At 69.3% G+C, this 23,538-nt stretch carries 25 protein-coding genes and 1 tRNA gene; 19 read left to right on the top strand and 7 right to left on the bottom strand.

All coding sequences use genetic code 11. The annotated features are described in order from the left end of the window. Nucleotides 1-135 precede the first annotated feature (135 nt). A complete protein-coding gene (locus DWB05_RS13830; protein ID WP_114377804.1) occupies nt 136-2,232 on the top strand; it encodes a sodium-translocating pyrophosphatase in 2,097 nt (698 codons plus the stop codon). Nucleotides 2,233-2,313: 81 nt separating this feature from the next. Here DWB05_RS13830 and DWB05_RS13825 read toward each other — a convergent pair whose 3' ends face one another. Then, a complete protein-coding gene (locus DWB05_RS13825) occupies nt 2,314-3,072 on the bottom strand; it encodes a sulfite exporter TauE/SafE family protein (RefSeq protein WP_114377803.1) in 759 nt (252 codons plus the stop codon). Nucleotides 3,073-3,143: 71 nt separating this feature from the next. Beyond that, nucleotides 3,144-3,668 (bottom strand): outer membrane protein assembly factor BamE, encoded by a 525-nt coding sequence (locus tag DWB05_RS13820; RefSeq protein ID WP_114377802.1) that lies wholly within the window; start codon nt 3,666-3,668, stop codon nt 3,144-3,146. A 55-nt stretch (nt 3,669-3,723) separates the two neighbouring features. Between DWB05_RS13820 and DWB05_RS13815 the strand changes: the two genes are divergently transcribed. The 18 genes from DWB05_RS13815 (at nt 3,724) to DWB05_RS13730 (ending at nt 18,783) form a co-directional block, all read left to right on the top strand. Beyond that, a complete protein-coding gene (locus tag DWB05_RS13815; RefSeq protein WP_114377801.1) occupies nt 3,724-4,269 on the top strand; it encodes a ubiquinol-cytochrome C chaperone family protein in 546 nt (181 codons plus the stop codon). Next, nucleotides 4,266-4,796, top strand: a complete 531-nt coding sequence (locus tag DWB05_RS13810; protein WP_114377800.1) for a YceD family protein — start codon at nt 4,266-4,268, stop codon at nt 4,794-4,796. Before DWB05_RS13815 ends, DWB05_RS13810 begins: the two co-directional genes overlap by 4 nt. A 129-nt stretch (nt 4,797-4,925) precedes the next feature. Then, nucleotides 4,926-5,129: a 50S ribosomal protein L32 gene (rpmF, locus tag DWB05_RS13805; protein ID WP_114377799.1), complete on the top strand. Its 204-nt coding sequence runs from the start codon at nt 4,926-4,928 to the stop codon at nt 5,127-5,129. Nucleotides 5,130-5,181: 52 nt separating this feature from the next. Then, nucleotides 5,182-6,234 (top strand): phosphate acyltransferase PlsX, encoded by a 1,053-nt coding sequence (gene plsX / locus DWB05_RS13800; RefSeq protein WP_114377798.1) that lies wholly within the window; start codon nt 5,182-5,184, stop codon nt 6,232-6,234. Between the two features lie 25 nt (nt 6,235-6,259). Continuing rightward, nucleotides 6,260-7,246 carry a beta-ketoacyl-ACP synthase III gene (locus DWB05_RS13795; protein ID WP_114377920.1) on the top strand — a complete coding sequence of 329 codons (987 nt, stop codon included), beginning with the start codon at nt 6,260-6,262 and terminating at the stop codon, nt 7,244-7,246. Between the two features lie 130 nt (nt 7,247-7,376). Then, nucleotides 7,377-7,694: an integration host factor subunit alpha gene (locus DWB05_RS13790; RefSeq protein ID WP_114377797.1), complete on the top strand. Its 318-nt coding sequence runs from the start codon at nt 7,377-7,379 to the stop codon at nt 7,692-7,694. Beyond that, nucleotides 7,691-8,287: a MerR family transcriptional regulator gene (locus tag DWB05_RS13785; protein ID WP_114377796.1), complete on the top strand. Its 597-nt coding sequence runs from the start codon at nt 7,691-7,693 to the stop codon at nt 8,285-8,287. Before DWB05_RS13790 ends, DWB05_RS13785 begins: the two co-directional genes overlap by 4 nt. A gap of 34 nt (nt 8,288-8,321) precedes the next feature. After that, nucleotides 8,322-8,398: transfer RNA gene (locus DWB05_RS13780), tRNA-Pro, on the top strand. 182 nt (nt 8,399-8,580) lie between these two features. Then, on the top strand, nt 8,581-9,693 hold the full coding sequence (locus DWB05_RS13775; protein ID WP_232818556.1) for a substrate-binding domain-containing protein: 1,113 nt from the start codon (nt 8,581-8,583) through the stop codon (nt 9,691-9,693). A 123-nt stretch (nt 9,694-9,816) separates the two neighbouring features. After that, a complete protein-coding gene (gene pstC, locus DWB05_RS13770; RefSeq protein ID WP_114377794.1) occupies nt 9,817-11,193 on the top strand; it encodes a phosphate ABC transporter permease subunit PstC in 1,377 nt (458 codons plus the stop codon). Then, nucleotides 11,186-12,595, top strand: coding sequence for a phosphate ABC transporter permease PstA (gene pstA, locus DWB05_RS13765; protein WP_114377793.1), 1,410 nt, complete (start codon nt 11,186-11,188; stop codon nt 12,593-12,595). Before pstC ends, pstA begins: the two co-directional genes overlap by 8 nt. Before the next feature lie 2 nt (nt 12,596-12,597). Beyond that, nucleotides 12,598-13,422, top strand: a complete 825-nt coding sequence (gene pstB / locus DWB05_RS13760; RefSeq protein WP_232818555.1) for a phosphate ABC transporter ATP-binding protein PstB — start codon at nt 12,598-12,600, stop codon at nt 13,420-13,422. 17 nt (nt 13,423-13,439) lie between these two features. Next, a complete protein-coding gene (gene phoU / locus DWB05_RS13755) occupies nt 13,440-14,156 on the top strand; it encodes a phosphate signaling complex protein PhoU (protein ID WP_114377792.1) in 717 nt (238 codons plus the stop codon). Nucleotides 14,157-14,180: 24 nt separating this feature from the next. Continuing rightward, a complete protein-coding gene (phoB, locus tag DWB05_RS13750; protein ID WP_114377791.1) occupies nt 14,181-14,879 on the top strand; it encodes a phosphate regulon transcriptional regulator PhoB in 699 nt (232 codons plus the stop codon). 51 nt (nt 14,880-14,930) lie between these two features. Continuing rightward, entirely contained in the window at nt 14,931-15,398 is a 468-nt protein-coding gene (locus DWB05_RS13745) for an MmcB family DNA repair protein (protein ID WP_114377790.1), read from the top strand. 324 nt (nt 15,399-15,722) lie between these two features. Then, nucleotides 15,723-16,151, top strand: a complete 429-nt coding sequence (locus DWB05_RS13740; protein WP_114377789.1) for a hypothetical protein — start codon at nt 15,723-15,725, stop codon at nt 16,149-16,151. A 68-nt stretch (nt 16,152-16,219) separates the two neighbouring features. Continuing rightward, the gene (msrP, locus tag DWB05_RS13735; protein WP_114377788.1) at nt 16,220-17,206 is read left to right on the top strand and encodes a protein-methionine-sulfoxide reductase catalytic subunit MsrP; all 987 of its coding nucleotides are present in this window, start codon (nt 16,220-16,222) and stop codon (nt 17,204-17,206) included. A 164-nt stretch (nt 17,207-17,370) separates the two neighbouring features. Next, nucleotides 17,371-18,783 carry a sigma-54-dependent transcriptional regulator gene (locus DWB05_RS13730; RefSeq protein WP_114377787.1) on the top strand — a complete coding sequence of 471 codons (1,413 nt, stop codon included), beginning with the start codon at nt 17,371-17,373 and terminating at the stop codon, nt 18,781-18,783. A 14-nt stretch (nt 18,784-18,797) separates the two neighbouring features. Here DWB05_RS13730 and DWB05_RS13725 read toward each other — a convergent pair whose 3' ends face one another. The 5 genes from DWB05_RS13725 to DWB05_RS13705 all read right to left on the bottom strand — a co-directional run bounded on the left by DWB05_RS13725 (nt 18,798) and on the right by DWB05_RS13705 (nt 23,535). After that, on the bottom strand, nt 18,798-19,154 hold the full coding sequence (locus DWB05_RS13725; RefSeq protein ID WP_157967214.1) for an Hpt domain-containing protein: 357 nt from the start codon (nt 19,152-19,154) through the stop codon (nt 18,798-18,800). Between the two features lie 94 nt (nt 19,155-19,248). Further along, nucleotides 19,249-19,686 carry an NUDIX hydrolase gene (locus tag DWB05_RS13720; RefSeq protein ID WP_114377785.1) on the bottom strand — a complete coding sequence of 146 codons (438 nt, stop codon included), beginning with the start codon at nt 19,684-19,686 and terminating at the stop codon, nt 19,249-19,251. Nucleotides 19,687-19,694: 8 nt separating this feature from the next. Continuing rightward, on the bottom strand, nt 19,695-20,771 hold the full coding sequence (locus DWB05_RS13715; protein ID WP_114377784.1) for a DUF4340 domain-containing protein: 1,077 nt from the start codon (nt 20,769-20,771) through the stop codon (nt 19,695-19,697). A gap of 43 nt (nt 20,772-20,814) precedes the next feature. Then, a complete protein-coding gene (locus DWB05_RS13710; protein WP_114377783.1) occupies nt 20,815-22,797 on the bottom strand; it encodes a GldG family protein in 1,983 nt (660 codons plus the stop codon). 3 nt (nt 22,798-22,800) lie between these two features. Next, nucleotides 22,801-23,535, bottom strand: coding sequence for an ABC transporter permease subunit (locus DWB05_RS13705; RefSeq protein WP_114377782.1), 735 nt, complete (start codon nt 23,533-23,535; stop codon nt 22,801-22,803). Nucleotides 23,536-23,538 lie beyond the last annotated feature (3 nt).

Here is a 23,538-nt window from a genome sequence, read left to right as displayed (position 1 = left end):
GATGCGCCCTCGCCCGATTGCGCCTCGGCGGGGGGTTTGGCATACCCGAGGGGCCTCGCGGACGCGTGAGCTCCCGCGGGCCGTGGCGGACGCGCCGCCCGCGCCAGTCGACGTCGAAACGGACCGGAAGCGACCATGATCACGCTGCAATACGTGCTCGTCCTGCTCTGCGGCGCCCTCGCCGTCGGCTTCGGCGCCTACGCGACGCGCGTGGTGCTTGCGGCTCCGGCGGGCACGGCGCGCATGCAGGAGATCGCCGCCGCCGTGCAGAAGGGTGCGAGCGCCTACCTGTTCCGCCAGTACACCACCATCGCGCTCGTCGGCGTGATCGTCGCCGCCGCGCTATGGTTCCTGCTCTCGCCCTGGGCGGCGATCGGCTTCGTGATCGGCGCGACACTCTCCGGTGCGGCCGGCTTCATCGGCATGAACGTCTCGGTGCGGGCCAACGTGCGCACGGCGGAAGCCGCCCGGCAGGGGCTGCAGCCGGCACTCGATCTCTCGTTCCGCGCCGGCGCCATCACCGGGCTTCTCGTGGTTGGCCTGGGGCTCCTCGGCATCGCGGTCTACTGGCTCGCGCTGCAATCCGCCGGGGTGGATCAGCGCACCGTGCTCGAGGCGCTGATCGCGCTCTCCTTCGGCGGGTCGCTGATCTCCATCTTCGCTCGTCTCGGCGGCGGAATCTTCACCAAGGGTGCGGATGTGGGGGCGGATCTCGTCGGCAAGGTCGAGGCCGGGATCCCCGAGGACGATCCGCGCAACCCGGCGGTGATCGCCGACAATGTGGGCGACAACGTCGGTGACTGCGCGGGCATGGCCGCCGACCTGTTCGAGACCTACGTGGTGGCGATGGTCGCCACCATGCTCTTGGGCGCGATCTTCTTCGAGGGCGAAGCGGCGACCACGCTGATGCTGCTGCCCCTCGTCATCGGTGCGGCCTGCATCGCCGCCTCGGTGGGGGGGACCTACTTCGTCAAGCTCGACGGCTCGAACGACATCATGCGCGCCCTCTACAAGGGCTTCATCGCCACGGGCGTGATCGCGGCGGGCCTGATCTTCCTCGTCCTTTTGCCCACCGTCGGCCTGACCACCACCTACACGCCGACCTCCGGCCCCTCCTTCACCGGTGTGGGGCTCTTCGTCTGCGCCCTCGTCGGGCTTCTCGTCACCGCGGCCATCGTGTGGCTGACGGAATATTACACCGGCACGCAGTTCCGCCCCGTGAAGTCGATCGCCGCCGCCTCCACCACAGGCCACGGCACGAACGTGATCCAGGGGCTCGCCGTCAGCATGGAGGCGACGGCCGCCCCGGTGCTCGTCATCTGCCTCGGCATCCTGGCGAGCTACCTGGTCGCCGGCGTGTACGGCATTTCGATCTCGGTCACCACCATGCTCGCGCTCGCCGGCATCGTGGTCGCGCTCGACGCTTACGGCCCGGTGACGGACAACGCCGGCGGCATTGCCGAGATGGCCGATCTGCCGAAGGACGTGCGCACCATCACGGATGCGCTCGATGCCGTGGGCAACACCACCAAGGCGGTCACCAAGGGCTATGCCATCGGCTCGGCAGGTCTCGCGGCGGTGGTGCTGTTCGCCGCCTACATCCAGGATCTTTCGCACTACTTCCCGAACGTGACGGTGGATTTCTCGCTCGCCGACCCGTTCGTGGTCGTCGGTCTCTTCGCCGGTGGGCTGCTGCCCTACCTGTTCGGCGGGCTGTCGATGACGGCGGTCGGCCGCGCCGCGGGGTCGGTGGTGATCGAGGTGCGCCGCCAGTTCAAGGAGATCCCGGGAATCATGGAGGGCACGGCGAAGCCCGACTACGGCAAGGCGGTGGACATGCTCACCCGGGCTGCCATCCGCGAGATGATCGTGCCCTCTCTGCTGCCCGTGCTCGCCCCCATCGTGCTGTGGGTGGTGATCTATTTCGTCGCCGGCACGGCGGCGGCCTTCACCAGCCTCGGGGCGATGCTGCTCGGCACCATCGTCACCGGCATCTTCGTCGCGATCTCGATGACCGCCGGTGGCGGGGCCTGGGACAACGCGAAGAAGCTGATCGAAACGGGGCTGTACGGCGGCAAGGGGTCGGACGCGCACAAGGCTGCGGTGACGGGCGATACGGTGGGCGACCCCTACAAGGACACGGCGGGGCCGGCGGTGAACCCGATGATCAAGATCATCAACATCGTCGCCCTGTTGCTGCTCGCCATCCTCGCCAAGCTGCTCGAGGCCTGAACCCGCCGCGCGGCGGCGCGGCCACCCTCGGCATGCGGCCACGGCGACCGAGCGCTTGGGCGGGATGGCGCATGAAGGGCATCACTGCAGGCTGACCAGAACGCTCTTCACGCTGAGCAGGATGACCAGCGTGCCGACGATGCCCATCAGCGGTCGCGCGGGGACGCGCTTGGCGACGAACGCGGCGATCGGCGCGGCGATGACGCCGCCGATAATGAGGCCGACGATGACGGGCCAGAGTTCGAGGCCGATTGTCGCAAGAAAGGTCGCGGTGACGACGGAGGTGACGAAGAACTCGGCGAGATTGACCGAGCCGATGGCATAGCGCGGCACCGTGCCGCCGCCGATCAGCGTGGAGGCGACGATCGGCCCCCAACCCCCACCCCCTGCCGCATCGAGGAACCCGCCGACGAGGCCGAGCACCGGCACGAAGGGCGGGTTGTCGACGACGGGCGGGCTCGGCCGGAACGCCTTCCACAGGATCACGCCTCCCATCGCGCAGAGATACAGACTGACCCAGGGACGGATCGTCTCCGCCGGAAACGCCGTCAGGACGAGCGCGCCGGCGGCGCCGCCGATCATGCCGGGGATGGCGAGGCGGACCACGAGGTGGCGCCGCACATTGCCGACCAAGAGGTGGGAGAGGCCGGAGGCGCCGGTGGTGAACACCTCCGCCGCATGCACGGCCGCCGAAGCCGTGGCCGGGGCAACCCCGAAACTCAGCAGCACGGTGGTGGCGGAAACGCCATAGGCCATGCCGGCCGCGCCGTCGATCAGTTGGGCGAGGAAGCCGACCGCGACGAACAGCAGCAGCTTCGGGCTCAGCACGTCGGGCGGCATGCGGCCGTCGCGCTCAGTCGGTCGGGGGCCGGCTCAAGGGGATCGGCGGGGATGAAGGCGGCGGGCCCGCGTCAGAAGCCGGAGCCCGGCATGCGGGTCGGCGCGCCGCCGCCGAAGCGGCCGATGTTGCCGAGCAGGAGCTGGAGGAAGCTGCGTTCCGTCCCAGGGGTCGGCGTGACGCGATCGACGGGGTCGATCTCGGCCGCATCTTCGAGCCCCAAAGTCTTGACCTCGCGCACCACGCCCCGCTCGTCGAAGCGCACCGCGACCACGGTCTGTTGCTCGACCGACGGCACGCGACCGACCCGGTTGCGCGTCACCGAGGAGACGTAGAACCAAGCGTCGTCTCCGAACGGCGCGGTGGCGGAGGGCGTGCCGAGCAGGGCGGCGACGTCCGAGCGGGTTTGCACCCCGGGCACGATCTCGGCGACCTGCTGCGGGTCGAGCCGGGCGCCGCGGATGTCCCGCGTCGGTTCCGCGATGCCGCAGCCGACGAGCGCCGGCAGCACGGCGAGCACGGCCGCAATACGGCCCGAACCGGCAGGACGGAGCGGAGCCGCCTCCGGGTTTTGCGATTTGAATGGCGCGTTCGACATGCCATCTCCTCGCTGTCACATCGCGAACGATCCTGTCAACGGACCTGCCACGGCCATGCTCCGCCGCCTCTTCGCTCCGCGCGCCTTCGAGCGCGAGGGCTACCTGCTGTACGGTGCCGCCGTCGCTGCCGCACGCGATCCCCTCTGGTACACGCGCCTCGCCGTGCCCGACACGCTCGAGGGGCGGTTCGACATGGTCTGCCTGTTCACCTTCCTCGTGCTCGATCGGATGACGGAGGAGCCTGGGGAGGAGCCGCGGCGTCTCGCCCAAGCCGTGACGGACGCGATGTTCGCCGATCTCGACCAGACCCTGCGTCAGATGGGGGCGGCGGACACCGGGCTCGCGCGTCGCGTGCGCCGCCTCTACGAGGCCTTCCATGGCCGGTCGGCCGCCTATGCGCGGGCCCTCGCTTCGGCCGATGACGAGCCGCTGGCTGAGGCGCTGTCGCGCAATGTGTGGCGGAGCGAGAGCATGGTCGAGGGGGCGAAGCCGCTCGCCGTCGCCGTGCGTCGCGCGCGTGCCCACCTCGGCGCGCAAGGGTTCGACGCGCTCCGCCGTGGTGAGGTCACGCTCCTTGCGGCCGAGGAGGCGCTGGCATGAGCGGGCCGGAGTTCCCCCGCCCCATCAGCGTCGCCCGCCTGAAGCCGGAGGGGGATGCGATCGCGATCGAGGCCGGGCCGGCAGAGCGGGAGGCGGTGCGGGCCCGGCTCGGGCTTGAGGGGCTCGATCGCCTCTCCGCCGAGCTCACCCTGCAGCCGCTCGGTGCGGGGCTCGTCGCGGCGCGGGGATCGCTGCGGGCCGAGGTGCGGCAGGTCTGCGTCATCACGCTCGAACCGTTCGCCGCCACGCTGACCGCTCCCGTCCGCCTCGTCTTCCGTCCCGTCCAACCCGGCGAGGAGGCCGCGGAGGTGGAGCTCGATCCCGAGGCGGAGGACGAGGTGCTCTACGCCGGGCCGGACATCGATCTCGGCGAGGCGGTGGTGGAGACGCTCGCGCTTGCCCTCGACCCCTGGCCGCGGCGACCGGGGGCGACCTTCACGTGGTCGGAGCAGGACGGGGAACAGGATGAGCGGCAGAACCCGTTCGCCGTGCTGAAGCGGCGGCGCGACCCTGCGGGCGAACCGTAATGCGTTGAGCCGCTCGCGCGGCTGCACTGCCCGATCGCGTCAGACTTGTAACTTTACGGCCTCGCGCCCCTTTGCTAGTCACCGCCGGCCCAGCGTGTTTCGAAACTGTGACAAGGCGAGGCCCGTACCATGGCGGTCCCGAAGAAGAAAGTGTCTCCGTCCCGGCGCAACATGCGCCGCTCGCACGAGGCCTTGCGCGCGGAAGCTCACGCCGAGTGCCCCAACTGCGGGGAACTCAAGCGCCCGCACCACGTCTGCCCCTCCTGCGGCTACTATGACGGACGCGAGGTTGCGCCGGCCGGCAAGCGCCTGAAGGTGGTCGTCCGCACCTGAGGGCTGTCGTTCCCGGCAACCCGCCGTCCGCCGAGAGTTCGCGCGAGGAGCCGTGAACGCCGAAGCCGTGCTCGCCATCGATGCGATGGGCGGGGATCGCGCCCCCGACATCGTGGTGCGCGGGCTCGAAATCTCCGCCGAACGCCATCCGCAGGCGCGGTTCATCCTGTTCGGCGACGAGGGGCGGGTGGCGCCTCTGCTGAAGCGGGCGAAGCGTCTCGCCCAGGTGGCGAGCCTGCGGCACGCGCCGGAAGCGGTGCCGAACGAGATGAAGCCGACGGCGGCGTTGAGGCTGCGCAACTCCTCGATGCGGCTCGCGATCGATTGCGTGGCGGCGGGCGAGGCGGCGGGCGTCGTTTCCGCCGGCAACACCGGTGCGCTGATGGCGCTCGCCAAGATCGTGCTGAAGACCCTCCCCGGGATCGATCGCCCGGCGATGGCCGGCATCGGACCCTCGGCCCGTGGCGATTTCGTCATGCTCGATCTCGGCGCCAACGTGCAGTGCGACGCCCGCAACCTCGTCGACTTCGCGGTGATGGGCGAGGTGTTCGCCCGCACCGTGCTTGGTCTCAACCAGCCCTCGATCGGACTCCTCAACGTGGGGTCCGAGGAACTCAAGGGCGACGATCGGGTGCGCGAGGCGGCCGAGGTGTTGCGGGCGAGCCATCTCGCGCCGCTCTTTCATGGCTTCGTCGAGGGGCACGACATTGCCGCCGGCACCACCGACGTGGTGGTGACGGACGGCTTCACCGGCAACGTCGCGCTCAAGACGGGCGAGGGCACGCTGAAGCTCGTGCGCGACCTTCTGCGGGAGGTGTTCACCTCCTCGATCGCGGCGAAGATCGGCTACATCCTGGCCCGCCCCGCGCTCGAGCGGCTGCGCGAATGGCTGGACCCGCGCCGCTACAACGGCGCCGTCCTCGTCGGCCTCAACGGCGTGGTGGTGAAGAGCCACGGCGGCACGGACGGGCTCGGTTTCGCGCACGCCATGGATCTCGCGGTGGACATGGTGAGCCACCGCTTCAACGACCGGATCCGCGACGAGTTGTTGCGCATCCGCCCCGGCGAAGGAGCCGTCCTTGCACCTGCCGCTGTCGCCGGTTGAACCGGCCGCTGTCCCGTTGCCGCGCATGAGGGGGGAGGGTGCGGTGCGCTCCGTGCTCGCCGGCGTCGGTGGCTATTTGCCGCCTGCCGTGGTGACCAACGACGACCTCGCCGCCCGGCTCGACACTTCCGACGCATGGATCGTGGAGCGGACGGGGATCCGCGAGCGGCGGATCGCCGCCGAGGGCGTGCTCGCCTCCGACCTCGGCGCGGAGGCCGCCCGCGCCGCGCTGGCCGATGCCGGGCTTGGGCCGGAGGCGGTGGACGGGATCGTGCTCGCGACCTCCACCCCGGATCAGACCTACCCGGCGACCGCCGTCCGCATCCAAGCGAAGCTCGGCATTCGGCGGGGCTTCGCCTTCGACGTCGCCGCCGTGTGCACGGGCTTCATCTACGCGCTGGCGGTGGCGGACGCGATGATCCGCACCGGCCACGGCTCGACCGTGCTGGTGGTGGGGGCGGAGGTCAACAGCCGTATCCTCGACTGGACCGATCGCGCCACCTGCGTGCTGTTCGGCGACGGTGCCGGTGCGGTGGTGCTGCGGGCGGGGGAGGCGGGCCCCGGGGGGAGCGGGCCTGGACTGCTCTCCACCCATCTCCATGCCGACGGCAGTTACGCCGACCTTCTCTATGTCGACGGTGGACCGGGCGTATCAGGCACGTCGGGCCATGTGCGCATGAACGGCCGCGAGGTGTTCCGCCACGCGGTGGCCAAGCTCTCCGCCGTGGTGGACGAGGCGCTCGCCGCCAACGGGCTCGATCACGCGGCGGTCGACTGGCTGGTGCCGCACCAGGCCAATCTCCGCATCATCGAGGCGGTGGCGAAGAAGCTTCGGCTGCCGATGGAGCGCGTGGTGGTCACGGTCGATCGCCATGCCAACACCTCCGGGGCCTCGATCCCGCTCGCGCTCGCCGAGGCCAAGGCCGATGGCCGGCTCAAGCCCGGCCAGCTCGTGCTGATGGAGGCGATCGGCGGCGGCTTGACCTGGGGGGCGGCGCTGCTTCGTCTTTGAGGCCTTCCCTGCGGGCCTCGCTTGATCGCGATTCGGGATACGCCTCGTAACCGGTTGACTTTGAGCCATTCGTTGACGCGCCAAGCAGGCGGCTGTTACGGTCGGGAACAGGTCGTGAGGGGGGCGGAGCTTGGGACGAACGCTAACGCGGGCTGACCTTGCCGAAGCGGTGTATCGCCAGGTCGGACTGTCTCGCAACGAATCCGCCGCTCTGGTGGAGAGCGTGCTCGATTTGATGGTGGAGGCGCTGGAGCGTGGCGAATCGGTGAAAATCGGTGCTTTCGGTACCTTTGCCGTGCGCCAGAAGGGGCGTCGCGTGGGGCGCAACCCGAAGACCGGGGTGGAAGTGCCCATCCTGCCGCGCAAGGTGCTGGTGTTCCGGCCGAGCCAGGTGCTGAAGGCGCGGATCAACGGTGAACCTGCCGCCGCCGTCGGTGATGAGGCATGAGCGGGCCGAACGAGGACGAGACGCCGGAGCGCCGCCGCGCGCGCAAGGCCCCCACCGCGTTTCGCACCATCAGCGAGGTGGCCGACGAGCTGCACATTCCCCAGCACGTGCTGCGGTTCTGGGAGACCAAGTTCCCGCAGCTCGCCCCCCTCAAGCGCGGCGGTGGTCGACGCTACTACCGTCCCGAAGACGTCGAGCTTCTGCGCCGGATCAGCGATCTGCTTTACATTCAAGGCTATACGATCAAAGGCGTGCAGCGACTGTTGCGCGACGGCACGGCCGGCGAGGGGGAACCGGCGGCGACCGAACGGGCGGAGAATGAGGGGCCGCGCCCGCAATTGCCGTTGCCCGGGTTGCCGCAGCCGCCGGTCGAAACGGCCGTGCCGGCCGTCAAACCGGTGGTGCGGGTGCGCGCCGAGGCGGCGCGCCCGTCACCCGCCGGCCCGCCGGCGTCTTCTGTCACCGCCGGCGGCAGCGGGGATCGGCTGGCTGCGCTCCGCGCCGCGCTGAGCGAGGCGGTCAGCGAATTGCGGGCGATCCGAGCCCTGTTGGGCGAGGCGGCCGAGCGAGGGCGCGTCCGGGCACGCGATTGACTTGGCGAGGCTGCCGCGCCAAGAGGGGGGAGGTCGGAGCGTAGCGCAGCCTGGTAGCGCATCAGTCTGGGGGACTGGGGGTCGTGGGTTCAAATCCCGCCGCTCCGACCAGTCGCTCCATCGCCGTTCCCGCTTCATGCCGGCAGTGGAGGCCCGACATGGGTCGTCCTGCCCGGCGTCGGTGTCCGAAACTCTCGTGGGCGTCATCGGCTCGCCGACAGCGATTGTTGTCATAGAACCTTCATTTTTCTGAAATCTGGGTTTCTTCGTGTCCGCCTAGGGTGCGGTGCGCATTGGCGCGCGATGGTCTGCATCGGGCGCTCTTGCCGGGCTCAATGTGTCAGGAGGGAGTTGCTGTGAAGCACGTGCTTTTCGCGACCGCGGCCGCGGTCGCCATCACTGTCGCGTTGACGCCGACGCAGGCCAACGCGCAGGCCCGCGACCAGATCCGCATCGTCGGCTCGTCCACCGTCTTCCCCTTCACCACCGCGGTGGCCGAGCAGTTCGGGCGTGCCGGCCGCTTCAAGACGCCCGTCGTCGAGTCGACCGGCACCGGAGGTGGGATGCGCATCTTTTGCGCCGGCATCGGGCCCGCCCATCCGGACGTGACGAACGCCTCTCGCCGGATGACGGCGGCGGAGTTCGACACCTGCCAGCGCAACGGGGTGACCGACATTATCGAGATCCCGATCGGCTTCGACGGCATCGTGCTCGCGGTGCGCAAGGGTGCGCCGAATTTCGAGGTGACGCGCGAGCAGATCTGGAAGGCGCTCGCCCGCCAGGTGCCGGTGAACGGCCAGCTGGTGAACAACCCCTACCAGCGCTGGAACGAAATCGACCCGCGCCTGCCCAACTTGGCGATCGAGGTGATCGGCCCGCCGCCCACCTCCGGCACGCGTGACAGCTTCGTCGAGCTGGTGATGGAGGCTGGTTGCCGCAACGTGCCCGAAATCCGCGCGATGCAGGATGCGCGGGCCCGCCAGCAGGCCTGCCAGGCCATCCGTGAGGACGGCAAGTTCGTCGAGGGCGGCGAGAACGACAACCTGATCGTGCAGCGCGTCGCTGCCGACCGCACGGGCGCCCTGATCGGCGTCTTCGGCTACAGCTTCCTCGACCAGAACCTGGACAAGATCGAGGGCAAGGTGATCGAGGGCGTGCCGCCCACCTACGAGAACATCGCCACCGGCAAGTATCCGGTGGCGCGGTCGATGTACATCTACGTCAAGCGGGCCCATGTCGACGTCATCCCGGGCCTGCGCGAATTCATGGCTGAGTACACGAGCGAGCGTGCCATGGGTGACACCGGGTATCTGCCGGCGAAGGGTCTCATCACGCATCCGCCGCAGCGCCGTCAGGAGATCCGCGAGCGGACGATGAACCTGACTCTGATGCAGCGCCCGTCCTGAAACGCGGCGGCGGGCGTGGCCTTGCGGCAGCGCCCGCCGCATACCCTCTCAGGCCGAGAAGGCTGTCATGATCGCCGGTAGCCCTGCCAGCCGAGGCGCGTCCGGCGCGGAGCGCTTGCGAGAATGAGCCTCACCCTCTTCTTCGTCCTGCTGGGACTGACCGTCGCCAGTTTCTGGGTCGGGCGCCAGCATGCCGTCTCCTTGCGCAACGGTGGGGCGAGGCTGCACAGCCTGCCGAGCTACCACGGCACCTATGTCGCGCTTGTCTGCGGGCTCCCCGCCGCCTTGCTGCTTCTGGCCTGGATCTCGGCGGAAGGGTGGATGATTCGGCAGTTCGTCATCGCCGGCCTGCCGGACGAGTTCAAGCAGTTGCCGGACGGCGAGCTCGCTCTTCTGATGACGGATGTGCGCAACATGGCCTACGGCGCGGTGCCTCTGGACACGTCGCGCCCGCACATCGTCTCCGCGGTCGAACACTATAACCGCCTGCGCGGCCTCTCGAAGGTGCTGTCCTGGCTGGTGATCCTGGCGGTGGCGATCGCAGGCTTTGTGCTCGCGCGTCGGATGATCGCGCCCGAGTTCCGCGCCCGCAACGCCGTCGAGCGCATCCTGAACGTGGTGCTGATCATCAGCTCGTCTCTTGCCGTGCTGACCACGATCGGCATCGTGCTCTCACTCGTGTTCGAGGCGTTGCGTTTCTTCGCCCGCGTCCCCGTCACCGAGTTCCTGTTCGGCCTGACCTGGAGCCCGCAGACGGCGATCCGCGCCGAACAGGTGGGCGCTTCGGGTGCGTTCGGTGCGGTGCCGCTGATCGTCGGCACGCTCGTGATCAGCGTCATCGCCATGCTGGTCGCGGTGCCGGTCGGACTGATGGCGGCGGTGTACATGAGCGAGTTCATGCCGGGGCGCATCCGTGCCGTAGTGAAGCCGATCCTCGAGATCCTCGCCGGTATTCCGACCGTCGTCTACGGCTTCTTCGCCGCACTCACTGTGGCGCCGTTGGTGCAATCGATCGGCATGTCGCTTGGGCTCAACGTCGCCTCGCAATCGGCGCTCGCCGCCGGCGTCGTGATGGGGATCATGATCATCCCCTTCGTCTCCTCGCTCTCCGACGACGTGATCAACGCCGTGCCCCAGTCCCTCCGCGAGGGAAGTTACGGCCTTGGGGCGACGCAGGCTGAGACGATCCGCCTCGTTCTGTTGCCCGCCGCCCTGCCCGGCATCGTCGCCTCGGTGATCCTCGCCTTCAGCCGGGCGTTGGGCGAGACGATGATCGTGGTCATGGCGGCCGGGCTGGCGGCCAACCTGACCATCAACCCCTTGGAATCCGTCACCACCGTCACCGTGCATATTGCGATGCTGCTGGTCGGCGACCAGGAGTTCGACAGCGCAAAGACCCTCTCCGCCTTCGCGCTGGGCCTTCTGCTGTTCGTCGTCACCTTGGGGCTCAACATCATCGCGCAGCGCGTGGTGAAGAAGTATCGGGAGCAGTATGAGTAACCAGCCAGCCAAGGATGGAATTCCGCTCCGCTCACCGCAGGACGCCGCAGGGGCGGCGGCTGCGGCGGTCGCGCTGCCGCGGGAGGCGGTGGACGAGGCGGTGGTGGCGAACCGTTCGGCCTCGCGCCACACGACGGCCGAGGCCGAGAAGCGGCTCCGTCGCCGCTACGCCGCTCAGCGTCGGTTCAAGGCCTACGGGATCACCGCCATCGCGATTGCGGTCGGCGCGCTGCTGTGGCTACTGATCACGCTGCTCGCGAACGGGCTCTCCGCCTTCCAGCAGACCTACATCCGGCTTGAGGTCACGCTCGACCCCGCGTTGGTCGACCCGCGCGGGGATCGTTCCGAGGAATCCATCCGCACCGGAGACTTCGGCGGCGCGATCCGCCAAGCGTTGCGGGAACGCTTCCCGGATGTCGTGGGTCGGGAGCGACTGCGCAACCTCTTCGGCCTGCTGTCGTCGGGGGCCGAGTTCGACGTGCGCGACAAGGTGCTCGCCGACCCCTCGCTGATCGGCACCAAACAGACCTTCTGGGTCCTCGCGTCCACCGATGTCGACATGCTCCGCAAGGGTTTCTTCGAGCGCCAGCCCGATGGCGGTGCAGGCGGACGGCTCAACGCGGAGCAGGTCGCCTGGTTCGACCAGTTAAAGGCGGCGGGAGATCTCGATCTTCGCTTCAACAAGCGGTTCTTCACCAACGCGGATTCGCGCGAACCCGAAATGGTCGGCATCCTCGGTGGTGTGGTCGGCTCCTTTCTGACGCTCTCCGTCTGCCTCGTGCTCTGCTTCCCCTTCGGCGTGGCGGCGGCGATCTATCTCGAGGAGTTCGCGCCGAAGAACTGGTTCACCGACCTGATCGAGGTGAACATCAACAATCTCGCTGCGGTGCCGTCGATCATCTTCGGCCTCTTGGGCCTCGCGGTGTTCCTCAACTTCTTCGGCATGCCGCGCTCGGCCCCGCTGGTGGGAGGCATCGTGCTCGCGCTGATGAGCCTGCCCACCATCATCATCGCTTCGCGTGCCGCATTGCGTGCCGTGCCGCCCTCGATCCGCGAGGCCGCCTATGGGCTCGGGGCATCGAAGATGCAGGTGGTGCTGCACCACGTGCTGCCGCTCGGCCTGCCGGGGATGATGACCGGCTCGATCATCGCCATGGCGCAGGCCCTTGGCGAGACCGCGCCGCTGCTGATGATCGGCATGGTTGCCTTCATCGTCGGCATTCCGAAGGGGCTGACCGATTCCGCGACGGTGCTGCCGGTGCAGATCTTCATGTGGGCGGACAACCCGGAACGCGGCTTCGTCGAGAAGACCTCGGCCGCCATCCTGGTGCTGCTCGCCTTCCTGCTGACGATGAACGCGATCGCCATCTTCCTGCGCAAGAAGTTCGAACGCCGGTGGTGACCATGGAAACGCCCTTTTCTTCCGCTCAGCCCGGAACGGCGCCGCCGCCGGCGGTTCCCCTGCCCAACGAGCCGCCTTCGATCGTGGCGCGCAACGTCAACGTCTGGTACGGTGACAAGCACGCGATCAAGAACGTCTCGATCGACATCTATCGCCGCCAGGTCACGGCCTTCATCGGGCCCTCCGGCTGCGGCAAGTCGACCTTCCTGCGCGTGCTGAATCGGATGAACGACATCATCGAGGGCTGCCGTGTGACCGGCAAGATCACCCTCGATGGCGACGACATCTACGACCCGCGTCTGGACGTGGTTCAGCTTCGTGCACGGGTGGGCATGGTCTTCCAGAAGCCCAATCCGTTCCCGAAGTCGATCTACGATAACGTCGCCTACGGTCCGCGCATCCACGGGCTGACGCGCTCGAAGAAGGAGCTCGACGAGATCGTCGAGAAGAGCCTTCGCCGGGCTGCCCTTTGGGACGAGGTGAAGGACCGGCTCGACGAGCCGGGCACGGCGTTGTCGGGCGGGCAGCAGCAGCGCCTTTGCATCGCGCGCGCGATCGCGGTCAGCCCCGACGTCATCCTGATGGATGAGCCCTGTTCCGCCCTCGATCCGATCGCCACCGCCAAGATCGAGGAGCTGATGGACGAGCTCCGCCAGGACTACACCATCATCATCGTCACCCACTCGATGCAGCAGGCTGCGCGCGTCTCGCAGCGCACGGCGTTCTTTCACCTCGGCGATCTCGTCGAGGTCGGCTCCACGGAACAGATCTTCACGCGTCCGCAGGACAGGCGGACCCAGGACTACATCACCGGGCGCTTCGGCTGACCGAGGGGAGAACAACGATGGCCGACCACACGGTGAGGTCGTTCGACGAGGCGCTCGAGCGGCTTCGCGACACGCTGCTGAGGCTGGGCGGCATCGCGGAAAAAGCGTTGACCGAGGCGATCGCGGCCCTGGCCAAGCGGGACGCCGACATGGCAGCGCACATCGTGCAGCGCGATGCCGAGCTCGACGGGCTGTGCCGTTTGGCCGAGGACCAGGCGGTCAAGCTGCTCGCCTTGCGCCAGCCGATGGCGTCCGATCTCAGGCTGGTGGTCGGCGCGATCCGCATGGCGCTCGATCTCGAGCGAGTCGGCGATTACGCCGCCAACATCGCCAAGCGCACCATCGTTCTTGCCCAGCTGCCGCCGGCGATCAGCGTGGGCCCCATCCAGCGCATGAGCCGGATCGTGCAGGAGATGCTGAAGGACACGCTGGACGCCTTCGCGGCGCACGATGTGGAGAAGGCGCAGTCGGTCTGGGAACGCGATGAGCAGGTGGACGAGGCCTACAACGCCGTCTTCCGCAGCCTTCTCACCTACATGATGGAGGATCCGCGCAACATCACGCCCTGCGCGCATCTGTTGTTCATCGCCAAGAACGTGGAGCGTATCGGCGATCACGCCACGAACCTGGCGGAGACGATCCGCTTCATTGAGCTCGGCGAGGAGATGCTGAAGGATCGGCCGAAGCGCGACGACAGTCCGTTCGCGATCGTCGAGCCGCCCGCCGGAGTTTGAGCGCGATCCGGGAGGCATCTGAGGATGCTGAAGCCGCTGATCCTGATCGTCGAGGACGAGGCGCCGCTCGTCACCATGCTGCGCTACAACCTGGAGCGGCAGGGGTTCCGCGTCGATGAGGCGTCGGACGGGCAGGAGGCGATCACCAAGATCGCCGAGACCCGGCCCGATCTGGTGCTGTTGGATTGGATGCTGCCGGCGATGTCGGGGATCGAGGTGTGCCGTCAGATCCGCCGCCGTCCCGGCACACGCGACCTGCCGGTGATCATGGTCACCGCGCGGGCGGAGGAGACGGATTCGGTCCGCGCCCTCAACACCGGTGCGGATGACTACATCACCAAGCCCTTCAGCATCGACAACTTGGTGGCGCGCATCCGGGCGCTGCTGCGCCGTTCCGGTGCCACGCCCTCGAAGGGCACGCTGAAGTTCCACGACATCGTGCTCGACCTCGCGGCGCACCGCGTCACGCGCAACGGGCGCAACGTCCATCTCGGCCCCACCGAGTTCCGTCTGCTTGAGTTCTTCATGCAGCATCCCGGGCGCGTGTTCTCGCGCGAGGAGCTGCTGGACGCGGTGTGGGGCCCGGACATTCATGTCGAGCCGCGGACCGTGGACGTGCACATCCGCCGCCTGCGCAAGAGCCTGAACGGGCCGGACGAGGCGGATGTCGTCCGCACGGTGCGCGCGGCGGGCTACGCGCTCGACATCGAAACCAGCAACTGAGCTCGGGTCGCGCCTCGCCTCCTGTCGCGCTACGGTCGCGGCGCGAGGGAGATGGCGAGCGAAGCCCACATCCGGTTTGATGAAAGCACGGCGGCGCTGACGCGAGGGGCGGCGCGGCTGTTCGCGGCCCTCGGCCAGCACGTGCTGCGCGAGGTGCCGTTGCCGAATGGGCGACGCGCCGACCTGCTTGCCTTGTCGTCGGACGACCGGTTGACCATCGTCGAAGTGAAGTCGGGCGTGGCCGACTTCCGCCGTGATCGCAAATGGCCGGAGTACCGGAGCTTTTGCGACGGCTTGGTGTTCGCGATTCCGGCCGACTTTCCGCTGGCGCTGATCCCCGACCAGGTCGGGGTGGCGGTGGTCGATCGCGAGGGCGGGGCACTGCTGCGTGCGCCGATCCTGCAGCCGCTGCCGGCGGCCCGACGAAAGGCCCTGATCGGTCGGTTCGCCCGTTTGGCGGCTGCGCGGCTGGAAGCGCTGCTGGATCCCCGGCACGCCACGCCTTTGCGGGTGGCGTGAGGGGCGCCGCAGCGCTGGCACGGTTCATGCCTCTCAAGAACTGCTCGCGACGGTTCGGCCGTCGCAGCAGCTAAGCCTTCCTCAACCAAAACTTGGGGTCGTGCCGAAGGGCTCGGCCCCTTTTTTTGATTTGCGTTGCAAAATGCGATGCATCTTGTGTCTGCTTGTGCGACGTGTCTCGGCTGGGCCAAGCGACCCGGCAACTCCCCTGCCGCCGCAACCGTGCCCAAATTCCACGGTGCACTCGGCCGTCGTCTCGCGAGCCCGACGGATGATGACCTGGCCGCCAAAGGTACCCGCTTGCGCAGGAGAAAGAGCCGGAGAATGAGCCGACGGCTCGGCTTGGCCATGGTCGTTCTTGCCGGGTTGACCGGGTGCGCGCCCACGCCGCTGGCCTGGCAGCGGCCGGACACGGGTGCCTTGGCCTCGGCGGCCGAGATCGCCGAGTGCCGCGACGCCGCCGTGCTGGAGGCGAACCGGCGTTGGCCGATGTTCTGGTACGGGCCCGGGCCTTGGGCCTTCCCCTGGCGGCGGGATCCCTTCTGGCCGGGCTTCGGCCCGCGTGCCTATGCCTTTTCCGATCTCTCCCGTCTGGAACTGATCCAGGACCTGACGGCCTTCTGTCTCCGCTCGAAAGGCTATCGTCTGCTTCCTGCGCCGCCTGCCGAGCCCGAAACCGTGCCGGACCCGCCACCCGCACCCGCACGAGACACCGACGAAACGTCCCGGCCTGCGCCCGTCACCCCGTTGTGAAACCCGAGCACGAGCGTCAGACGCTATCGCACCCCTAGTTCTCGGCGGATCGCGGAAGGAGGCTTCGGATGCGGCCGATCAGGCGTCGCGGCTGGGAGATCACGGGCGAGCGGTTGACGCCGGAACGGGTGGTGCTCGGCCGGCGTCGCCTGCTCGCCGGCCTCGCCGGAGCCCTCGCCGCCGCACCGCCGTCCGCGTTTGCCCAGGGGCGCGACCCCATGGCTTGGTGGGAAGCGCAGCTCGCCGCCGACCCGACGCGCGGCCTCTATCCCGCGCCGCGCTCGTCCGCCTACCCGCTGGACCGGCCGCTGACCGAACCGCGCCACGCCATCGCCTACAACAACTTTTACGAATTCGGCGCGCAGAAGGACATCTGGCGCACCGCGCAGCGCCTCGAAACCCGCCCCTGGACCGTCACCATCGACGGGCTCGTGCCCTCGCCGCGCACGGTCGACATCGACGACCTCATCCGCCGCTTCCCGCTCGAGGAGCGTACCTACCGCTTCCGCTGCGTCGAGGGCTGGGCGATGGCCGTGCCCTGGGTGGGCTTCCCGCTCGCCGATCTCATCCGCTGGGTCGAGCCGCTCGGCTCGGCCCGGTACGTGGTGTTCGAAAGCTTCCAGAACCCGCGCATCGCCCCCGGCTTCCGCCAGACTTGGTATCCCTGGCCCTATCTCGAGGGTTTCACCTTGGCCGAGGCGATGAACGAGCTTTCCCTCATCGTCGTCGGCATCTACGGCCGGCCGCTGCCGCCGCAGCTGGGTGCGCCCATCCGTGTGATCACGCCCTGGAAGTACGGCTTCAAGCAGCCGAAGAGCGTGGTGCGCATCACCTTCACCGACCGCCGGCCGGTCGGGTTCTGGGAGCGGTTGCAACCGCACGAGTACGGGTTCTGGGCCAACGTGAACCCGGCCGTTCCGCACCCGCGCTGGAGCCAGGCGACGGAACGGATGCTGGGCACCGACGAGCGTCGGCCGACCCTGATCTGGAACGGCTACGGCGAGTGGGTGGCGGGCCTTTACGAAGGGCTGCGCCACGAACGGCTTTTCGCCTGAACCGGGGGGACGCCCCGTCCACCACGCCCGCCGGCGCGTGTCTCGGCGCGCCCCCGCACCGCTGCTTGCCGCGCGCCCGGCGTGAGGCCACATCTCGCAGGGCGACCCGGGCAAGACGCCCCGGCCGCGATCCGGTCGCGGCGTCGACCGAGGGGAGGGCTCTCGTGCCGGCCGATCAGGCCACCGTCCTGCTGATCGAGGATACCCGCTCGCTCGCCGAGCTCTACCGCGCCTATTTGCGGGATGCGCCGTGGCGCTTCGTCCATGTCGGCACGGCGGCCGAAGCGCGCGCCTTTCTGGCCAGGGAGCCCGTCGAGGCGGTTCTGCTCGACCTGCAGCTCCCCGATGCGCAGGGGCTTGACGTCCTGCGCGAGCTCCGCGCCCGCCGCCCTGCGCCGGAGGTGATCGTCATCACCGCGCACGGCTCGGTCGCCACCGCCGTCGCCGCCATGCAGGCCGGCGCGTCCGATTTCCTGGTCAAGCCCTTCCCGCGCGAACGGCTGGTGGTGACGATCGCCAATGCGCTCGAGCGTCGCCGCCTCGCCCGCGAGCTCGCGGAACTGCGGCGGGCGGCCGATCGCACCACCTTCGCCGGCTTCATCGGCGCCGCCCCGGCGATGCAGGCGGTCTACCGCATCATCGAGAACGCGGCGGCGAGCCGTGCCACCGTCTTCATCACCGGCGAATCGGGCACGGGCAAGGAGCTCGCCGCCGAGGCGATCCACCGCCTCAGCCCACGCCGCGACAAGCCCTTCGTCGCCATCAATTGCGCGGCGATCCCGCGCGACCTGATGGAGTCCGAGATGTTCGGCCACGTGCGCGGCGCCTTCACCGGGGCGGTGGCCGACCGGGCGGGGGCGGCGAGCCAGGCCGACGGCGGCACGCTCTTCCTCGACGAGGTGTGCGAACTCGACCTCGCGCTGCAGGGCAAGCTGCTGCGCTTCATCCAGACCGGGACCTTCCAGCGTGTGGGTTCGACGAAGACGGAGCAGGTCGATGTCCGTTTCGTCTGCGCCACCAACAAGGATCCGCTCGAGGAGGTGCGGGCGGGGCGTTTCCGCGAAGACCTCTACTACCGGCTGCACGTGATCCCCATCACCATGCCGCCGTTGCGCGAGCGTGCGGAGGACATCCTGCTGATCGCGGAAGCCTTCCTCGCCCGCTTCGCCGCCGAGGAGAAGAAGGCCTTCCGCGGCTTCAGCGCCGAGGCGAAGGCGGCACTGCTGTCCTATCCGTGGCCCGGCAACGTGCGCGAACTCGAGAACGCCATCCGCACCGCCGTGGTGTTGCATGACGGTGATCTGCTCGAGGCGTCGATGCTGCCGGCGCAGGTCATCCGGCCGGGTCGGACGCGAACGACGGCCCTGCCGCCCCGCGCCCCCGCCGGCGAAGACCTCGCCACCCTGATCAGGCCCCTCGCCGAAGTCGAACGGGAAGCGATCGAACGAGCGATCGCGCTCTGCGGCGGCAACATCGCCAAGGCAGCCGCCCACCTCGGCGTCAGCCCCTCCACCATCTATCGCAAGCGCGCGGCCTGGACGGGCGAGGCGCCATCGCTGCCGGACGTCGCCGAGTAGTCGTCCCTCCGGCCTCAGATCCGCCGGCGCAGGGCCAACAGCGCCTCGTGCACCGCCTCGGCCAGAGCGCCGGTGGCGGCGGCGACGATGCGCGCATCTTCCGTCTTCACCGCCTGTTCGGCCGACAGCGCACGCTCGGCGAGCGAATCGAGACCGATCGCGCGCGCATCACCGGCGAGCGCATGCGCCTCGCTGGCGAGGTCCTGATAGGCGCCGGTCGCCGAGGCGCGGGTGATGGCGGCGAGGCGACGATGCAGCTCGTTGCGGAACATCACGAGCAGGGCATCGGTGCCCTCCTCGCCCATGCTCTCGGTGAGGCCGGACAGGCGAGGCGTCTCGGCCGCCTCATTTGGCGATGTGTCGCGGGGCATTTGAATGGGGAGATCGATTGCAACCTTTGTGGTGACGTACGAAAGAGTTTGCAAATCGCGTGCTAGCATCCCTGTGTTGCGCGCGAGAGCGGTCTCACCTTTCCGAGAATATCCCGAGCGCGCCTGCAGCCTTGGCGATCACCGCGCGGGTCGGCGGCCAGATCCCCGCTTGCGGGAGGTCGGCGAGCGGAACCCAGGCCACCTCGGCGGTGTCGCCACCGGCTTGCGCCTCGCCCTCGGCGGCGTGCGCGGCGAAGTCGATCAGCGTGTAGTGCCGCACGACCCGCCCTTCCGGCGTGCGCTCGATGCTGTCGACGACGTCGACGAGGACGAGCTCCCCCGCGGGTGCGAGGCCCGTCTCCTCGAACAGTTCCCGCCGCGCCGCCTGCGCCACCGTCTCGCCCAGTTCCTGTTTGCCGCCGGGGATCGACCACGCGCCGGCGCGCGGCGGCTTGCCGCGACGGACGAGCAGCACGCTTGCTCCGCGGAACAGCACCACGCCGACGCCGACGCGCGGCGCCGTCCACGCCACGTCGTCGCTCAGGAGGGGTTCTCCTGCCGCGCGGCGACGTCCTCAAGGCGATAGGTCAGCACGTCGGCCTTCCAGTCCGGCAGGCGGAAGGCCCAACCGCGCACGCGGGCGGTGACCGCCTCGGCCTCGGCCTTCGCCGCCTCGGGGCGGAGCAAGGGCTCGGGCGCGTCCTCGGCGATCGGCGATTTGGGAGCGGACCAGGAGACGGCGATCGTCGCCCAGCGCTGCTCCTCATGCGTGACCAGGCGCAAGGTGACCGTCAGCCCGTCGAACGTCGCCACGTGCGCCTCGCCCGCGGCCGGCGCGTCGGCCAACGCAGCAGCGGGCATGACGTCGGTGAAGGAGAGGAACTCCAGCGCCCGCGGCAGGTCGTCCAGCCGGATCCGGTCGGCGTTGAACCCCTCGGGGCCGTCAACCAGCGTGAACTCCTCTCCCGGAGCCGCGCGCCGGAGGGTGAGTGGATCCGCGCCCACGCGCCGTGTCGTCACGCTCGCGACCCGATCGCGGCGGATGTCGAGGAGGTCGCGCTCGAGCCACAGCAGCGGGTCGGTGTCCGGACGCAGCGTGCCCTCGGCAAGCCAAGCGCGCGTTTCGCCCGGGCGGCGGACGTGCACCGCCTCCGGCAGATTGGCAGCGGTGCGCACCCGCCGGCGCCCGACGATGAGGGACGCGAGCTCCCGCCCGGCCTGATCCTTCACCGTGACGAGCACGCTCGTCGCCCCGGGCGTATCCGGATCCTCGACGCCGAGCCGGGAGAAGAGATCGGGGTTCGCCGTCCGCTCCTCGACCAGGCGCAGCTCGGCCAGCCCGACGAACAGCTCGCGCACCCGGCCCGGCACGGCGGGAAAGCCGTGCTTTTCGGCCACCACCCAGGTGTCGCCCTCGCGCCTCAGCGTCACCGCCCCGTCGTGCCGGCGGAGTTCCACCGTGGCGGCCACAGCCAGCCGTTCGGCAAGACCCGGGAAGACCGGCTGGTCGAGCAGGCTCGCCTCGCGCTTCGGTGCCTCCTGCCGCAGCGCGACGAGGGCGGCGCCTGCGCCGGAGACGATCGCGAGCGCGAGCAGTGCGAGGATGCCGCGCTTCATCACTTCCCTCCAATCCGCCTTGCAGAACGCAACGCAATCTGCGTCATGCGTGCGCCTGGCGCGGTTCCTCGGCGCGTCGCGCGCGCCGCCTGATCCGCCACACCCCAAGGCCGATCGCGACCAGACTGACCACCGCCGGCACAGCGACGATATTGGCGAGCCGGAGCGTCGTCTGCAGGTTCTCGATGTCGCGGCGGAGGTCGCGCTGCACGTCGCGCAGCTCCCGCCGCGTGGCGAGAATGTCGGCCCGCGCGCGCTCGATCGCCTCGCGCTGGTCCGCCGTCAGGATGGCCTCGGCGCGCGCCCCTTCACCCGCACCACGGCGGATGTCGCGGATGGTCTTCTCCAGCTCCTCGAGCCGCTTGAGCAGGGCCTGTTCCCGCGCGCGATACTCGCGCTCCGCCTCCCGCCGCATGCGGTCGACGAGCTCGAACGGCCGGCGGCTCTCGCCCCGCGAACGCAGCCCGATCAGCGCCTCCGATCCCGACAACGTGTCGAGCAGGTTGACGATCAGCGCGCCGTTGTCGGCGACAGGTGTGGCGACCTGCTGGCCGAAGAAGTCCTGCACGCGCACCCAGAACCGGTCCTCGAGCACGTCCGAATCCGCGATCACCACTACGGTCGAGGTGCCGTTCGAGCGGGCGAGATGCGGCGCGCTGCGTGCGGGCTCGGCCTCGCCCTCCGCCTTCGGGGGACCATCGGGAAAGGCGGTCTCGAAGGTGCCGCGGACCCGGGCGGCGAGCACGCGGGGGGTTCCTTCGGGGCGGAACTCGGCGAGGATCCGCGTCGGATCGGGCTCGACTCGGACGCGCGCGGCATCGATCACCCCGGCCTCCGGGCTGGTCGTAATCAGGGGCTCGAACGAACCGGGCGCCCCTTCGCGCGGGGTGAGGAAGCCGGCAGAGGCGAAGGCGATCTGGTTGAGCTCGCCCGTGGCCGGGTCGGCGCGGTTGATCTGGCCGGGGCCGGAGGCGGTGAACCAGGCGACGTAATCCACCGCCTGGACCCGGTCACGTTCGCCTGCGCGCACCCGCATCGCCCCGCGCAAGTCGCCCACCACCTTGTCGCGGTCGAAGGCGATGCCCCAGGCCGCGAGCAGTCGCGGCAGGTCGGAGGCGGTGTCGCGCGGCGGCACGCCACCGGGGCCGGGGCGGGAGGCCTGCGCCTCGGAATGGGGATCGAGCAGCAGCAGCAGCCGGCCGCCGCGCAGCACGAACTGATCCAGTGCGTACTGCGTGCGTTCGGCGAGGTTCTGCGGGTGCGCCAGCATCAGCACGTCGATGTCGGCAGGAATTTCTGCGGCATCGAGCGGCACTTCGCGCACGCTGAGGAACTGGCGCATCTGGGTCACCACCGTCCACGGCGGGGTGGGCCGGCCGAAGGGCCCCCGCATCTCGCCGTTCACCGGCAGGCCCGTCATGAGCCCGACCACCGGCTTCTTCGGGTTGGAGAGTTCGTAGATCAGCCGCGTGAGGTCGAACTCGAGGAAGCGCTCGCGCTCGGGCTGGAAGAAGGGGATGACGCGCTCCTCATCGAGCAGGTTGGAAGCGGCGAGCCCGAAGAACACCTGCTCGCCCGACTGATCCACGGGCACACCCTGCAGGCCGTAGCCGATGGCACGATCCTCGAGGTCGCTGAAGGGTTCGGGTTCGTAGAACTCGAGCCGGAGCTTGCCGCCGGCGAGTGCGGCGTACTCGGCCAAAAGTTCGCGCACCCGCGTGTGGTAGGAGGCGTAGAGCGGAATGTCGCGCCCGAGCCTGGGCGAGTAGAACAGGCGGAGCGTGATCGGCTCCGGGATCTGGCGCAGGACGGTCTTCGTGCCCTCGGAGAGGGTGTAGAGGCGGTTCTCGGTCAGGTCGAGACGATACCGGCCAAGGAACGTTTCGGAGAGGATGTTGATGCCGACGACGAGCACCAGGGCGGCCGCGAGCCCGGCGGCGGAGAGAAGACGCCGCCGCGGCCGCCGCCCGGGAGCCGGTTCGGCGGGCGGGCTGGAACGCGTCAGGATGGCGGCCGATCCTTCCATCGCTCAGGCGGCCTTCTTCCACTCGACGATGACGGCGTTGGCGTAGAGCCAGAAGCCGATGAAGGTGACGAAGAACACGAGATCCCTCAGCGCCACCACGCCACGCGTGATGCCGTCGTAGCGACCGATCAGGCTCACCCGACGCGCCGCCTCGAGCACGCCCGAGGGCAGCGCCTCGGCGAGGAAACCGGCCACCACCGGGCTGCCGAACACGGTGAAGACGAAGCACGCGGCGACCGCGAGCACGAAGGCGATCACCTGGTTGCGCGTCAGCGCCGACATCGCCGCCCCGATCGCGAGATAGCACCCGGCGAGCAAGAGCGCGCCCGCGTATCCCGCGAGAATGACGCCGTTGTCCGGCGTGCCGAGCACGTTGACCGTGATCACCATCGGGAAGGTCAGCACGAGCGCGATGGCGGCGAAGGCCCAAGCGGCGAGGAACTTGCCCAGTACGGCCTGCCAGAGCGCCACGGGCAGGGTGAGCAGGAGTTCGATCGTGCCCGACCGTCTCTCCTCCGCCCAGAGCCGCATGGTGATGGCGGGAATGAGCAGCAGGAACAACCAGGGCAGGAAGGAGAAGAGAGGGGCGAGATCGGCCTGGCCGCGGTCGAAGAAGTTGCCGACCGAGAAGGTGAGGGCACCGAGCAGGACGAGGAAGATGACGATGAAGACGTAGGCGACGGGGGTCGCGAAGTAGGCGGCGAGTTCGCGCCGGGCGATGACGAGGAGCGTACGCATCGC

The organism is Elioraea thermophila (ex Habib et al. 2022), from assembly GCF_003336755.1.
GTDB lineage: Bacteria > Pseudomonadota > Alphaproteobacteria > Acetobacterales > Acetobacteraceae > Elioraea > Elioraea thermophila.
Note: the sequence above shows the minus strand (reverse complement) of the source record. Positions and strands in the feature narration are given on the sequence as shown.